Consider the following 13,752-nt stretch of genomic DNA (forward strand, 5'->3'; position numbering starts at 1 on the left):
TAACCGATGAGCGAGACGCTCACCCACCTGCCGTCCACTCTCAGCGACCCGCGGGCGTTGTACTGCGACCTGCTGAAGAAGGCGCTGACCCGATACGTCTTCCAGGAGACGTGGATGCCGTACCAGCCCCGGGCGGCGTCGCTGCACGGCCGGGTGTACGCCCGGTACAAGCACCTGCTGCAACGGCGCGGCCTGGAACTGGTGCTGAAGTTCCCGTTCGACGCCGACGCGCGGGCCAACGGTCGGGACTGGCCGCCGGAGGCGGACACGATGATCGGCCTGCGCCGGCTCGACAACCTGGAGCGGTGCCTGCGGGACGTGCTGGCACAGGACGTACCGGGTGACCTGATCGAGACCGGGGTGTGGCGTGGCGGCGCGGTCATCTTCATGCGCGGCATGTTGCAGGCGTACGGCGACCAGAGCCGCTCGGTCTGGGTGGCGGACTCGTTCCGTGGCCTGCCCAAGCCGGAGGCGCACCGCACCGAGGACGTCGAGGACGCGCTCTGGACGCAGCCGTTCCTCGCCGTCTCACTAGACCAGGTCAAGAACAACTTCCGCCGGTACGGGCTCCTCGACGACCGGGTGCACTTCCTGCCCGGATGGTTCAAGGACACCCTGCCCACCGCGCCGGTCGAGCGGCTCTCGCTCATCCGGCTCGACGGCGACCTGTACGACTCGACCATGGTCGCGCTGCGCAGCCTCTACCCGAAGCTCTCCGTCGGCGGATACGTCATCGTGGACGACTACCACGCGGTACGCGGCTGCAAGCAGGCCGTCGACGACTTCCGGGCCGAGCACGGCATCACCGACGAGCTGCACCAGGTCGACTGGACCTGCCGGTACTGGCAGCGCACGAGGTGAACCGCTCAGTTCGGCACTGACGTGGCGGACCGGCTCGCGAACCACTCGTCGAGCCGGTCCTCGCGTACCGCCGTGAACAGGGCGGCGGACCGCTCCTCGTCCAGCAGCACCGACGAGCCGGCCGGGGTGGTCAGGTCGGTGTCGGCGGCGGGGACGGTGACGAACCGCAGGGACGACGCCGAGATCCGCCGGACCGCCAGCACCAGCTCGGTGAGGTCGAGGTCCTGGTCCACGGTCAACGACTCCGCCGTGGTGGTCAGTACCCGGTCCAGTCGGGCCGGATCGGTGAGCAGGTTCTCCGAGGTGACCTTCTCCACGATGGCCCGTACCACGAACTGCTGGTTCTTGATCCGACCGAAGTCGCCGCCGGGCACGTGGTGCCGCTGCCGCATCAGGTCGTCGGTGTTGCGCCCGTCGAGCTGATTGCAGCCGATCGGCCACCGGGTCGCGGTGTCGGTGGAGAGCACCTCGTACGGCAGGCAGACCGTGATGCCGCCGATCGCGTCGACGATCCGCCGGACTGCGGCGAAGTTGGCCACCAGCACACCGTCGATGGTCACGCCGGTGAGCCGGTGCACGGTCTCGGCGGCCAACGAGGCACCGCCGAACGCCAGCGCCGCATTGATCTTGTTCTTGCCTCCGGCCCAGCTGCCCTCCCGCGCCGGTACGTCGACGTAGCTGTCCCGGGGAATCGACACCACCGTGGCGGCGTCGCGCGTGGCGTTCAGGTGCACCAGCATGATGGTGTCCGACCGCTGCCCCGGGTAGAGGCCCTGGTCCGGCTCGCCGTCACGCGAGTCCGAGCCGAGCAGCAGCAGGTTCAGCGGCCCCTCGGCCCACCGCTCGTCGTCGCGGGGCGCGGTGCCCCGACCGAGGATGTCCTCCCGCTGCACCCGGCCCTCGTACCGGTGCTTGAGGCCGACGCCGAGCGTCGCCAGCCCGGCGCAGGCGACCCCGAGCAGCGCGACCAGGGCGATCGTGGCCTTCTGCCACTCCGCCAGCCGTCGTCGGATGCTCGCCGGTGCGATGTCGTTCGTCATGTCGATCAGCGCTTTCTCGTCTCTGGTCCGGGCTCGCGCCGACGCGGCGACCGTCCGTCGGCCGCCCCATGGCGGACCGCCGATCGGTCAATTATCTCCCAAATAGTGCATATCGGTGCAAAAGTGCCGATGCTGCGACGGTGGTCACGACCGCGCCCCGGTGAGGTGGACTCGGGCGTGGACGCGGGTGTGGGGACGCGGGTGTGGACTCGGGCTGGGCTCGGGCGAGAGTGCGTATTGGCGGCGGGCTGCCGGGAGTCGACCTGACCTACCTCGGTCCCTTTGCTCTGCTTACGCGGACGCAACGGCCGGGATGCCGCAAGGGGGCCGTTGCGTGGGTTGAAGCAGAGCAAAGGGGCCGAGGGGGACTGGGGCCGGCGGCGGGATGAGGGCCGGCGGCGGGACAAGAGGACGGCGGGGGAGAAGGTGGCGAGGATGCGGGACGGCGAATGCGGGCGGCGGGATGTGTCGGGCGCTCGCGGACTCGCCGTGCTAATTCGTATTAGCGTCTTGACCGCCGGGTAACCACACGCGCAGACTCATCGATCACATGAACCGGTTCGGGGCGAGTATTCGCAGCGTATCGGCCGCTCGCCGTGGGGTGACTGGCGTCCGCTGACCCGTCCCGCCCGGTCCCGTCCCCCTGCCCCCGTCGTCCATCCTGAACGGAGGGAACGATGACCCGTACCCCTGAGAGCCCCTTCACCCGACGCACGCTGCTGCGCGGTGTGGCGGCGGCCGGTCTCGCGACCGCGACCACCGGTGCCGGCCTCGCCGTCACGTCCGCACCGGCCGCCGCCGCACCCGCCGGTTTCCCCAACTACCGGTACGTCCGGGACGCGCTGCCCGCGTCGTTGCGCTACAACCCGACCCGGGAGTTCATCTTCCCGTGCGTCCGTGGCGTCTACGACAAGGTCAGCAACTATCTCGGCCGCTACTACCTCTACTATGCGCCGCACGACGCGCCGGGCGGCATCTGCCTCGCCTACGCCAACCGGCTCGAAGGCCCCTACACCGAGTATTCCGGCAATCCGGTCATCGACCGGGTGCTGCCGACCACGACGGTGAGCCACGTGTCGTCCCCGCACGTCATCTGGGACGCCCCGACGCGGCAGTTCTACCTGTACTTCCACGGCGAGAACTTCACCACCCGGGTGGCCCGCTCCACCGACGGCGTCCGGTTCACCGACGAGACCCCGATCCTGTCGACCCGGCTGGTGCCGAACACCACCGAGACCTCGTACGCGCGGGTCTTCGAGCACTCGGTGGCGGGCAAGGGCAACCGCTACGTGATGGTCTTCATGGGTGCCCACACCATCGGACCCGGCACCCGGAAGATCTTCTGGGGCTGGTCGCCGAACGGCTGGAGCGGTTGGCAGTTCGCGCCGAACCCGCTGGTGTCGCCCGCCGGTGACGGCCTCACCGACATCTCCGCGCCGCACCTGCTCAAGCGCAACGGCACCGCGTACCTGGCGTACCACGGCAACAACGGCAACATGTACCTCACCGAGGTCGGCAACAACTTCGACCGCGAGGTGCACCTCGGCGTCTTCCACCGGCCGATCGCCTCGGACAACGGTCGGGTGGCGTCACCGGCGTTCGGCACCGACGGCGGCGTGTCGTACATGCTCTACGAGGCCGGACCCCGCCTGAACGCCCGCATCTGCGTGGCCCGCGAGGTCTAGGGACACCGCCGACCGGCCCTTCGCGGGCCGGTCGGCGGGATACCGCTCAGCCCTTGAGGCCGGTGTGCGCCAGGCCCTCGACGAACTGCTTCTGCGCGATCACGAAGACCACCAGCACCGGCAGCGCCGTCATCGACGCCGCCGCGAGCTGCACGTCCCACATCGGACCGCCGTACGCGTCGACGAACTGGGTGAGCGCCTGCGGCAGGGTGAACTTCTCCGGTGTGGAGAGGAACACGATCGGTTCCAGGTAGAGGTTCCAGCTGTGCAGGAAGGTGAAGATGGCGACCGCGCCCAGCGCGGGCCGGGACAGCGGCAGCGCGATCCGCCAGAACGTGGCGAACCGGCCCAGCCCGTCGACCCGGGCCGCCTCCTCCAACTCCCCGGGCAGGGCGAGGAAGAACTGCCGCATGATGAACGTCGCCAGCACGCTCGGCGCGCCGAGGATCGGCACCAGGATCAGCGGCCAGTGCGTGTCGATCAGCCCGAGCCGGAAGAACATCTGGAACAACGGCACGATCGTCACCTCGCTCGGGATGAGCAACCCGGCGAGGACGACCAGGAACAACATGTTCTGGCCACGGAAGCGGATGCGCGCGAAGGCGTACCCGGCCAGGGCCGCCACCGCCAGCGTGCCGACGGTGACCACCAGCGCGATGTAGAGGCTGTTGAGGTACTGCTGCCCGAAGGGTTGCAGGTCGAACACCCGCTGGTAGGCGTCGAGCCGCGGATCGACCGGCAACAGTTGCGGCGGGAAGGCGAAGATGTCCGCCACCGGCTTCAGCGACGAGGTGACCATCCACCAGGTCGGGAAGACGAAGGGCACGGCCAGCACCAGCAGCGCCCCGTAGAGCACGAGCTTGGTCCGGGGCGACAGGTCACGACTCATGGAAGACCCACCTCTTGCGCATCTGCCACTGCGCCACGGTCAGCGCGAGGACGATGCCGAACAGCACGATCGACAGGGTGGCGCCGTAGCCGAAGTGGTGGAACTGGAACGCCTGCTGGTACAGGTAGTAGACGAGCACCGTGGTCGAGGTGCCCGGACCGCCCTGGGTGAGCACCGCGATCTGGGCGAAGACCTGGAGCGAACCCACCACCGTGATGATCGAGGTGAGCAGGATCGTCGGGCTGATCAGTGGCACGGTGATCCGCCAGAACTGGCGCAGTCGGCTGGCCCCGTCCACCTCGGCCGCCTCGTACAGCTCGGCGGGCACGCCCTGGAGGGCGGCCAGGAACAGCACCATGTTCAGGCCGACGTTCTTGAACACCTGCACGACGACGACCGAGAACATGGCGGTGGCCTCGCCGCGCAGCCAGTTCGGTCCGTCGACGCCGATCGTGTCGAGCAGGCCGTTGACGCCGCCGTTGTCCTGCAACAGGAAGCCCCAGACGATCGTCCAGGCCACCAGCGACACCACGACGGGGGAGAAGAACAGCGTGCGGAACACGATCGTGCCGCGCAGCTTCTGGTTGAGCAGGACGGCCAGCAGCAGGGCCAGGGCCAGGTTGAACACCACCAGGCCGACGGAGAAGAGCCCGGTGGCCCGCAGCACCGAGCCGAGGTTCGGGTCGTCGGCGAGCGCCGCGTAGTTGTCGGTGCCGACGAAGTCGAACGTGCCGGCGAGCACGTTCCACTCGTGCAGGCTGTACCAGACGACGAGGGCCAGGGGCAGGATCACGAAGACGGCGCTGCCGAGCAACTGCGGGGCGATGAACAGGTAGCCGGTGAGGTGGTCGCGACGGCGGCCGGTCCAGAACGGCCGGGCCCGGTCCGGGGTGGACCCGGCCGTGGCCGGGTCCACCCTGGTGTCCGTACGGGTCATCGGTCGCCTTACTTCGCCAGCAACGGCTGGATCTTGCCGCAGACCCCGTCCAGGACGGCCCTGACGTCCGCGTCGGCCTTCCACAGCGGGTCCAGACCGGCGCGGACCTGCTGGCTGATCTCGGCCTGCCCGGCGTGACTGGGCTTGACCACGCCGTTGGTGATCCCGTCGATGACGACCTTCTGCAACTGCTCCGGTTCGAGCTTCGGGTTCGTCTTGGCCAGCGTGTCGGCGGTCAACTGGGACTGGCGCGGCGGCGGGAAGAACTGGGCCAGCTTGGCGGAGTTGGTGGGGTTGGTGAGGAAGGCCAGGAAGTCGGCGGCGGCCTCGGCGTTCGGGCTGCGCTTGAGCACCCCGATGCCGGCCTGTCCGACCACCGCGTACGGCCCCTTCGGCCCGGCGGGCAGCGGGACCAGGTCCCAGGCGAACCCGTCGTCCTCGAGCAGTGACGCGCGGGAGATCTGGGTGATGGTCATGGCGGCGTCACCGGCGAAGAAGTCGGCGGTGGTGCCCGGGCCGGGCAACGCCTTGTCGGTGAAGACGGCACGGTGCAGCCGCGTCATCGCCTCGACCATCTCGGGTTCGGCGAAGCCGCAGGTCCTGCCGTCCTCGCTCCAGGCCCGAGCACCCCACCCGGTCCAGATCGTGGACAGGTTGCTCCAGTCCTTGTAGTCGAAGTCGCGGATCACCAGCCCGGCCTTGCCGGTCGCGGCCTGGGTGGCACCGGCCGCGCCGAAGGCGTTGTCCCAGGTCCACTGGCCGGCCTCGATCAGCTCGGCGGGGGTCCGCTGGTCGGCCTGCTTGAGCAGGTCGGTGTTGACGAAGACACCGAACGGCGAGGTGGAGAAGGGGTACGCGTACAGCTTGCCGTCGTCCTGCCAGAGCTTGAGGGTGGCCGGCAGGATGTCGTCGTACTGGTAGCCGTCGGTCTTCTTGAGGGTCTCGTCGAGTGGCAGCAGCGCGCCGGAGGCGACGAAGTCGGGCGCCGAGTTCTCGAACACCCAGGCCAGGTCGGGGGCGTTGCCACCGGCGATCTGGGTGGTCAGCGCCGTGGTGTACGTGTCGAACGGCAGCGGATCGAAGGTGATCTGCGTGACGTCGGGATTGTTCTGGCGGTACTCGTCGGCGATCTCGTTGAACAGCGCCAGATGCGCCTCGTTGGCCGACCAGACGGTGACCCGCAGGGTGGCCGGGCCGCTGTCCTGCGTCTCACCGCCGCCGCAGGCGGACATGGCGAGAACGCCGGTCAGCGCCGTGGCGACAACGCGTATTCCCTTTCCTGATCTCATCGTCTCTCCTCACCGGGGGGTCAGTAGCCCGCGATCTCCGGCCACCGGCATTCGACGCCGGCGGCCGTGACGCGGTCGGTGAACTCGGCCAGCAGCCGGGGGGTGCCGCGGACCGCGCGCGGGGACTCGCCCCGCGCCAGACAGAAGTCGGCGAGCAGACCGGCGACCTCGCCGACGTTCCACTCGACCGGGTGCAGCCGGTAGCTGCCGTTGGTGACGTGCGTGGTGCCGATGTTCTTGCCGGCCGGCAGCAGGTTCTCCATCCGCTGCGGGATCAGCGCGCCGAGTGGGATCTCGAACGGGCAGGACCCGACGTCGATGTAGTTGTCGCCGCCGGTCGACGGGTGCAGGTCGATGCGGTACATCCCGACGCCGATCGAGTCGGGGTACCGCACGGCGCCGTGTGCGCCGCGTACCGCGAGGGAGAGGTCCTGCTCCACCACGGTGTACTCGGCCCTGATCCGGCGCGACTCCCGGATGTAGGGCGCCTGGGCCAGACCGGCCGGGTTGCCGGTCACGTCGCCGCGCAACCGCAGCCCGGGGAAGCCGGTGCCGCCGTCGGGTCGCGGTGCCTCGGTCTGCAACCAGTAGAAGAGGGAGTACGACAGTTCGCGTGCCTTGGCCAGGTGCCACGACGCGTTGGGCACGTCGATGACCGGGCCCTCGAAGTAGTCGATCATCGGCCAGTTGACCAGGGTGATGTCGCTGGCGTACGCGCCGTCGACGAAGTTGCGCCGGGCGGCGATCCGGCGGAACGTCCACAGGTTGCCGTCGCCGGGGTTGACGCGCTGGTCGGCGTTGACCGCCCAGGGCTCGTCGTCCGGGTTCGGGGTGAAGCTGCGCTCCAGGATCTCCAGGGTGCGCGGGTTCGGCGAGCGCCAGGAGAGCAGCCGGTCACCCCAGAAGTCGGGCTTGTAGTCGCGCCAGAAGTCGTAGCCGGCGGGCCGGTCGATGGTGTGATCCCCGTCGACGTGGTCGATGGCGAAGCAGACCGACACGGCCTGCATGTTCATCGGCTGCGCCTCGGCCGGGGCGCTCGGCTCACCGGTCTGTTCCCGCGACTCGAAGCCGGTGACGTACTCGGTGCCGGTCAGCGGCAGCAACTCGCCGGTCTCGGTGGCGTCCAGCACGTACGGCGCGGTGACGTCGATGCGGTCCTCGCGGTCCCGGTGCGCCAGCGTGACGCCGGTGACCCGGTCCCCGTCGGTGGCCGCCGCCACCGGCCGGTACGGCTGGAGCACGGTCAACCGGCCCGAGCCCCGGTACGGCGCGAGCATCTGTTCCAGCACGGCGACGGCCACCCGTGGCTCGTGGCAGAGCCGGCTGACCCAGCCGGCACCCGGATTCAGGTCGGTCCAGGACCGGGAGCGTTCGGTGAGCGGGTAGTGCCGTCGGTAGTAGTCGCGGATGCCGGTGCGTAGCGCCCGGTAGCTGGCGGTGGCACCGAACTGCTCGATCCAGGAGTGCTCGTCGGGCGGGACGGCCTGGCTGGTGAGCTGCCCGCCGAGCCAGTCGAACTCCTCGGTCAGGATCACCGACCGACCGGCCCGGGCCGCCGCGAGCGCGGCGGCGACCCCGCCCAGTCCGCCGCCGACGATGAGGACGTCCGCACGCATCTGTGCCACTTGCTTCCTTCCAGTCGCGCGGGCCGCCTATCGGCGGTCGACCGCCGGTTCGGGGGCGCCGAGGGTGTCGCCCTCGACGAACTCGCAGGGGAGGAGTCGTTGCTGGACGCCGTCGGCGCTGCCGTCGATGACGCCGGTCAGCACCTCGACCGACTGCCGGCCCATCTCCTCGCGCGGGATGTGGAAGCCGGTGAACGCGGTGTCGGTGGGCACCGGCACCGTCGGGTCGCCGAGCGTCAGGATCGACAGGTCACCGGGTACGCGCAGCCCGCGTCGGCGGGCGGCGGACTCCAGGGCGACGGCGGTGGCGAAGTCCTCGACGAAGACGACCGTGCTGCCGTCCCCGGCGAGGTCGTCCAGGACGGCGTCGGCGTCGCGGGTCGGGTCGGCCAGGCGGCGGGCCGACTCGGCGGCCGGTGCGGCGGCGTCGAACCCGTGCCAGCGGTCGGCCGAGGACTCGGCGGTGGCGTCCACGCCCAGGTAGGCCAGGCGCCGGTGGCCGCGTCCCAGGGCCAGTTCGACGAGCTGCCGCACCGCCGCGGCGTAGTCGGCGCCGACGTAGGGGACCGGTCCACCCGCGTCGTCGCGGCGACCCACCGCCACGTACGGGTATCCGTCGCGGTTGAGCCGGAGCAGCTCGGCGGCGTCGATCTCGCGTCCGAGCAGGATGCACCCGTCGGCCAGGCGGAGCCGGTTGTCGCGGTGGAAGATCCGTCGACGCCCGTCGACCACGGGTGCGCTGGTGAACAGCAGCAGGTCGCAGCCGACCCGTTCGGCGTACTCCTCGATGCCGAGCAGGAAGGGGTGGAAAAAGTCCCGGCTGCCGCTGGGGAACGCCGGCTCGTAGGTGAAGACGCCGATGATCCGGTTGAACCGGGACGCGAGCCGACGGGCGACCGGGTCGGCGGCGTACCCGGTCTCGGCGATCACCCGCAGCACCCGGTCCCGGGTCTCGGGGGCGATGCGCACCTCCGCGTCGGCGCGGTTGTTGAGCACCAGCGACACGGTTGCCTGGCTGACGCCGGCCATCCGTGCGATGTCACGTTGTGTGACGCGTCGGGGTGCAGGGGGCACGGGGGAGTCCTTCCACTGCCGCTAATGCGTATTAGCGTTCGGGCTGGGAAGGAGCTTCGCGGCTGAACCCGATCGATGTCAAGGGGGTGACGGCAGATTTCCGTCTGATGAACTCCCTGAACTAATGCGGATTAGCGAGCGTCCTCGGCGGACCTGTGAACGAGGCGCGGCGCCCCACCTGCCCGACGGGGCACCCTCGCCGTCGGCTCTTGACAGCGCCGCCCCGGAGTCGCAGTATTCAAGAACTCGACGGCGCTAATACGTATTACCGCAACGCCTGAACGCCCCGGCGCTCCCCGCTGTCCACGGAGAGCTGCACGGAGCGTGACTGGTGCTGCGGACGCGGCCGGGTGCCCGGCGGCGGGTCGTCTCAGACCCGGCCGCTGACCAGGTACTGCATCTGGTGCTCGTGGTTCGGTGCCACGCCGTACCGGTGGTCCAGCTCGTAGATCGACGTCAGCGGGACGGCCGTGACGTCCGTCAGGCCCGCCTCCTCCAGCACCGCCACGGTCTTGTCGATGGAGGTCGCGGTGGCCAGCGGCAGCTCCGCCTGCACCTGGCTGTCGTAGTGGCCGGTGAAGTTCTCCGAGGCGTTGTCGAGGCCGTGCGGGAACCAGGTGCTGTCCACCACCGCGACCGTGCCGCCGGGGCGCAGCAGGCGGATCCAGTTGGCCACGGCCCTCTGCGGCTCGCGCAGCGTCCACATCAGGTATCGGCTGGTGACGGCGTCGAAGCTGGCGGCCGGGAAGTCCGGCGCCACGGCGTCGCCGAGCCGGATGACCGGGCCGTCGGTGACGGTCGCGGCGTGCCGGCGGGCCTCGGCGAGCATGCCCTCGGCCAGGTCGATGCCGGTGACGCGGTGCCCGAGACCGGCCAGGACCATGGCGACCTGGCCGGTGCCGGTGCCGACGTCGAGCACGTCCAGCGGTGCGGCCGGCAGGGCCTGCGCCCAGATCTGCGCCCAGGCCCGCTGGTCGTCGGCGAGCCGGTCGGGGCGCTGCTGGTACTCGTCGTACTCGGGTGCGCGGCCGGTCCAGTAGGCGTTGATGCGTTCCTGCGTGGTCATGCCGCAGTCCTCTCGTCGGTGCTCTCATGGATCGGGTGGAACAGCAGGTGGACGGTGCCGTCGAGGTCCAGGCGCCGGATGCCGATGCCGTAGACGGGCTCCAGGACGGCGGGGTCGAGGACCTCGTCGACGGTGCCGGCGGCGGCGACCCCGCCCGCGCCGAGCAGCACCAGGTCGTCGCAGTAGCGGGCGGCCAGGTTGAGATCGTGCAGCACGACGACCGAGCAGGTGTCCAGCGTGCGGACCAGGTGCAGGATCTCGTGCTGGTAGCGGATGTCGAGGTGGTTGGTGGGCTCGTCGAGCAGCAGGTGGGTGGCCTGCTGGGCGAGCGCGCGGGCGATCAGCACCCGCTGCCGCTCACCGCCGGAGAGCTGGACGAACGCCCGCCCGCTCAGGTGCGTGGCACCGACCCGGCTCAGGCAGCGGGCGGCGATCTCGTGGTCGGCCCGACCGGTCCGCTGGAACGTCGACAGGTGCGGCCCCCGGCCGAGCAGCACCAGCTCCGCCACGGTCAGGGCGGTCTCCCCGCCGCTCTCCTGCACGACCACGGCCAGCCGCCGCGCGGCCTCCCGGGCGGGCAGGGCGACCAACGCGTCGCCGTCCACCACGACCTGCCCGGTCCGGCTGCGCAGGGCGCCGTAGAGCAACCGCAGCAGCGTGGTCTTGCCGCTGCCGTTGGGCCCGATCAGGCCGAGGACCCGACCCGGCCGGGCGGTCACGCTGACCCCGTCGATGACCGGATTCGCGCCGTAGCGCCACGTGACGTCGGTGGCCTCGATCACGAGCCGTTCCCGAAGCGCTGCACGATCCGCTCCAGACCGTCGATGGACAACGGCGTCGGCGGCTCGGTGAAGTTGAACAACTGGGTCATGACCTGGCCGTTGCGGACCGCGTTGAGCTGCTGCGCGCCCGGCAGCCCGGTGAGCCCCTGCTCGACCGCGCGGGGGTCGCCGTCGCCGTAGAGCAGGATCAGCACGTCCGGGTTGCGGCCGAGCAGTTCCTCGACGGTGACCTCGAAGACCCGCTCCTTGACGTCGCCGAAGACGTTGCGGAAACCGGCGGCCGTCAACTGCGGGTGGGCCATGCTGCCGGTGCCGTACGCGTACGTGGTGCCGCCGCCGACGGTCGGATAGAGCACCGCCGCGGTGCGTCCGGACCCGCTGCCCGCCTCGGCCTGGACCTTCGTCATCCGGTCCTGGAGCGCGGTGACCGCAGTCGACGCCTCGGTCTGGCGGCCGAACACCCGGCCGTACGTCTCCATCTGCCGGTAGATGTCGTCGAAACTCGGCACGGCGGTGCTGTCCGGGCACATCGCCGGCTCCTCCAGCAGCGGGATGTCCACCGCCGCGAGGGTGTCGCGGGAGAGGTTGTCGACCTCGCCGAGGACCAGGTCGGGCTCCTGGCTGATCACCACCTCCTTGGAGATCTGGAGGTGGCCGCTGGTGTCGGTCTTGTCGGTCAGCAACGGGATGCGGTCCAGCTCGCCCTGGGTCGCCGCGTCGTAGTACTCCTTCGGGTACTGCCCCGCCCGCGCGGTGACCCGGTCCAGCACGCCGAGCGCGTGCAGGTACGGCACGGCGGCGCTCTTGAGCAGCACGATCCGCTGCGGAGGGGCGTCGAAGGTGACGTCCACGCCGCAGTTGGTCACGGTGACCGGGTAGCCGGGGGCGGCGTCGGTCGGTCCGTCGGCGCCGCCGCCGCACCCGGCGACGAGCAGCACGCACGCGGAGGCGGCGGCGGTGGCGAGGCGGCGAGCCTTCAACATCGGTTCTCCTTGACGGACGGGCGTTCAGGCGCCGGAGGCGTGCAGACGACGGATCAGGACCAGCAGGAAGGGGGCACCGAGCAGGGAGGTGATGATGCCGATCGGGATCTCCTGCGGTGCCAGCAGCACCCGGGCCAGCACGTCGGCCCAGACCAGGAGGATCGCCCCGAGCAGCGCGGCCACCGGCACCACCCGGACGTGCGGTGCGCCGACGATGCGGCGGGCCAGGTGCGGCACGACCAGGCCGACGAAACCGATGCTGCCGGCGGCGGAGACCAGAATGCCGACGCTGAGCGAGACCAGCACGAGCAGCCGGAGGCGGAACCGGTCCGGCGAGACGCCCAGGGTGTGCGCGGTCTCGTCGCCGATGGCCAGCACGTCGAGCCGCCGTCCGACGACGGTCAGGTATCCGATGGTGCCGATCAGCACCACGGCGGCGATCAGCAGCAGGGCGTTCCAGCGGGCCAGGCCCAGCGACCCGAGGAGCCAGAACATCACCGACCGGGCACCCTCGGCGGATCCGGAGGCGAAGATCAGGAAGCTGGTGGTGGCGTACAGCGCGTACCCGACGGCGACGCCGGCCAGCAGCAGCCGGATGGAGGTGACCCGGCCGCCGCTGCGCGCGATCAGGAAGACCAGCAGCGAGGCGCCGAGCGCGCCGACGAACGCGCTGGTGGAGAGCGCGTACTGGCCGAAGCCGGCGCCGGCGCCGAAGAGGATCGCGGCGGCCGCGCCGCTGGAGGCGCCGGAGTTGATCCCCAGCAGGTACGGGTCGGCGAGCACGTTGCGGACCATGGCCTGCAAGGCCACGCCGCAGACCGCCAGCCCGGCGCCGACCAGCATGCCGAGCAGGACCCGGGGCAGTCGGACCTGCCAGACGATCGCCTGCTGCGGTCCGGTCCAGCTCACCTCGCCCGGCACGCCGACGAGCTGGTGCCCGATGATCCGGGCCACCGTGAGCGGCGGGATGCCGATCGCCCCGGCCCCGACCGCGACCAGGCCGGTCAGGACCAGGCCGAGGGTCAGCGCGAGCAGCCAGAGGCCGGTCCGGCGGCGCTGCGCCGCCACACCGAGCACGTCCGTCGGGCTCGTCGGCAGGGTGGTGACGCTCACCGCTCTCCCACGCAAAGTCGTTGTTCTTGCCAAGTCTTTGCAAAAAGCTAACACCAAGATCACGCCAGCGGAAGCCGGATGAGTCGTTGTTCACGCTCCGCTCGACCCCGTGTCGCCGTGCGGACATCACACCCGCGCGCCGGTCGTCACGCGTGATCCGGACGCTAGGATCCGAGACGGTACTGGTTCGCCCCGGCCGTCCGGTCGAGGCGTCGTAAGAGGGAACCCGGTGTGAGTCCGGGACTGCCCCGCAGCGGTGAGTGGGAACGACCGCCGTCACACGCACTGGACGCCCTGTCGGGTCCGGGAAGCGACGGCCAGTAGGAGACCGGCCCAGCCGGTCGCGCCCACGAGTCCGAAGACCTGCCCGTGCCGCGTGCGCAGCCGCGCACGCCGCCGTCGGCCTCG

At 70.5% G+C, this 13,752-nt stretch carries 12 protein-coding genes and 1 riboswitch; of the genes, 2 read left to right on the forward strand and 10 right to left on the reverse strand.

What is annotated here, in order from left to right; all coding sequences use genetic code 11:
• Positions 1 to 6 precede the first annotated feature (6 nt).
• Positions 7 to 861, forward strand: coding sequence for a TylF/MycF family methyltransferase (locus ABZ738_RS24570; protein WP_131052933.1), 855 nt, complete (start codon positions 7 to 9; stop codon positions 859 to 861).
• A 5-nt stretch (positions 862 to 866) separates the two neighbouring features.
• On the opposite strand, the gene ABZ738_RS24575 is transcribed toward ABZ738_RS24570, so the two are convergent.
• Entirely contained in the window at positions 867 to 1,901 is a 1,035-nt protein-coding gene (locus tag ABZ738_RS24575; protein ID WP_131052932.1) for an LCP family protein, read from the reverse strand.
• Between the two features lie 677 nt (positions 1,902 to 2,578).
• Here ABZ738_RS24575 and ABZ738_RS24580 point away from each other — a divergent pair.
• Positions 2,579 to 3,586, forward strand: a complete 1,008-nt coding sequence (locus ABZ738_RS24580) for a hypothetical protein (protein WP_176094496.1) — start codon at positions 2,579 to 2,581, stop codon at positions 3,584 to 3,586.
• 46 nt (positions 3,587 to 3,632) lie between these two features.
• Here ABZ738_RS24580 and ABZ738_RS24585 read toward each other — a convergent pair whose 3' ends face one another.
• From ABZ738_RS24585 to ABZ738_RS24625, 9 genes are all read right to left on the reverse strand, one after another.
• The gene (locus ABZ738_RS24585; RefSeq protein ID WP_357216759.1) at positions 3,633 to 4,475 is read right to left on the reverse strand and encodes a carbohydrate ABC transporter permease; all 843 of its coding nucleotides are present in this window, start codon (positions 4,473 to 4,475) and stop codon (positions 3,633 to 3,635) included.
• Positions 4,465 to 5,412 carry a sugar ABC transporter permease gene (locus ABZ738_RS24590; RefSeq protein ID WP_357216762.1) on the reverse strand — a complete coding sequence of 316 codons (948 nt, stop codon included), beginning with the start codon at positions 5,410 to 5,412 and terminating at the stop codon, positions 4,465 to 4,467. The genes ABZ738_RS24585 and ABZ738_RS24590 overlap by 11 nt, the downstream gene beginning before the upstream one ends.
• An 8-nt stretch (positions 5,413 to 5,420) precedes the next feature.
• A complete protein-coding gene (locus tag ABZ738_RS24595) occupies positions 5,421 to 6,701 on the reverse strand; it encodes a sugar ABC transporter substrate-binding protein (protein WP_131052928.1) in 1,281 nt (426 codons plus the stop codon).
• 20 nt (positions 6,702 to 6,721) lie between these two features.
• Complete coding sequence (locus tag ABZ738_RS24600; RefSeq protein ID WP_176095894.1) at positions 6,722 to 8,317, reverse strand: FAD-dependent oxidoreductase; 1,596 nt, start codon at positions 8,315 to 8,317, stop codon at positions 6,722 to 6,724.
• Between the two features lie 36 nt (positions 8,318 to 8,353).
• Complete coding sequence (locus ABZ738_RS24605) at positions 8,354 to 9,400, reverse strand: LacI family DNA-binding transcriptional regulator (RefSeq protein ID WP_131055470.1); 1,047 nt, start codon at positions 9,398 to 9,400, stop codon at positions 8,354 to 8,356.
• Positions 9,401 to 9,770: 370 nt separating this feature from the next.
• Entirely contained in the window at positions 9,771 to 10,466 is a 696-nt protein-coding gene (locus ABZ738_RS24610; protein WP_357216767.1) for a class I SAM-dependent methyltransferase, read from the reverse strand.
• Positions 10,463 to 11,248 carry an ABC transporter ATP-binding protein gene (locus ABZ738_RS24615; protein ID WP_131055466.1) on the reverse strand — a complete coding sequence of 262 codons (786 nt, stop codon included), beginning with the start codon at positions 11,246 to 11,248 and terminating at the stop codon, positions 10,463 to 10,465. Before ABZ738_RS24615 ends, ABZ738_RS24610 begins: the two co-directional genes overlap by 4 nt.
• Positions 11,245 to 12,231 carry an ABC transporter substrate-binding protein gene (locus tag ABZ738_RS24620; RefSeq protein ID WP_176094495.1) on the reverse strand — a complete coding sequence of 329 codons (987 nt, stop codon included), beginning with the start codon at positions 12,229 to 12,231 and terminating at the stop codon, positions 11,245 to 11,247. The genes ABZ738_RS24615 and ABZ738_RS24620 overlap by 4 nt, the downstream gene beginning before the upstream one ends.
• Before the next feature lie 24 nt (positions 12,232 to 12,255).
• Complete coding sequence (locus ABZ738_RS24625) at positions 12,256 to 13,344, reverse strand: iron ABC transporter permease (protein WP_176094494.1); 1,089 nt, start codon at positions 13,342 to 13,344, stop codon at positions 12,256 to 12,258.
• 166 nt (positions 13,345 to 13,510) lie between these two features.
• Positions 13,511 to 13,730: riboswitch (cobalamin riboswitch) on the forward strand.
• The last annotated feature ends 22 nt before the right edge of the window (positions 13,731 to 13,752 follow it).

Origin of the sequence: Micromonospora sp. NPDC047793, assembly GCF_040642635.1 — a bacterium.
In the GTDB taxonomy this organism is placed as follows: Bacteria; Actinomycetota; Actinomycetes; order Mycobacteriales; family Micromonosporaceae; genus Micromonospora.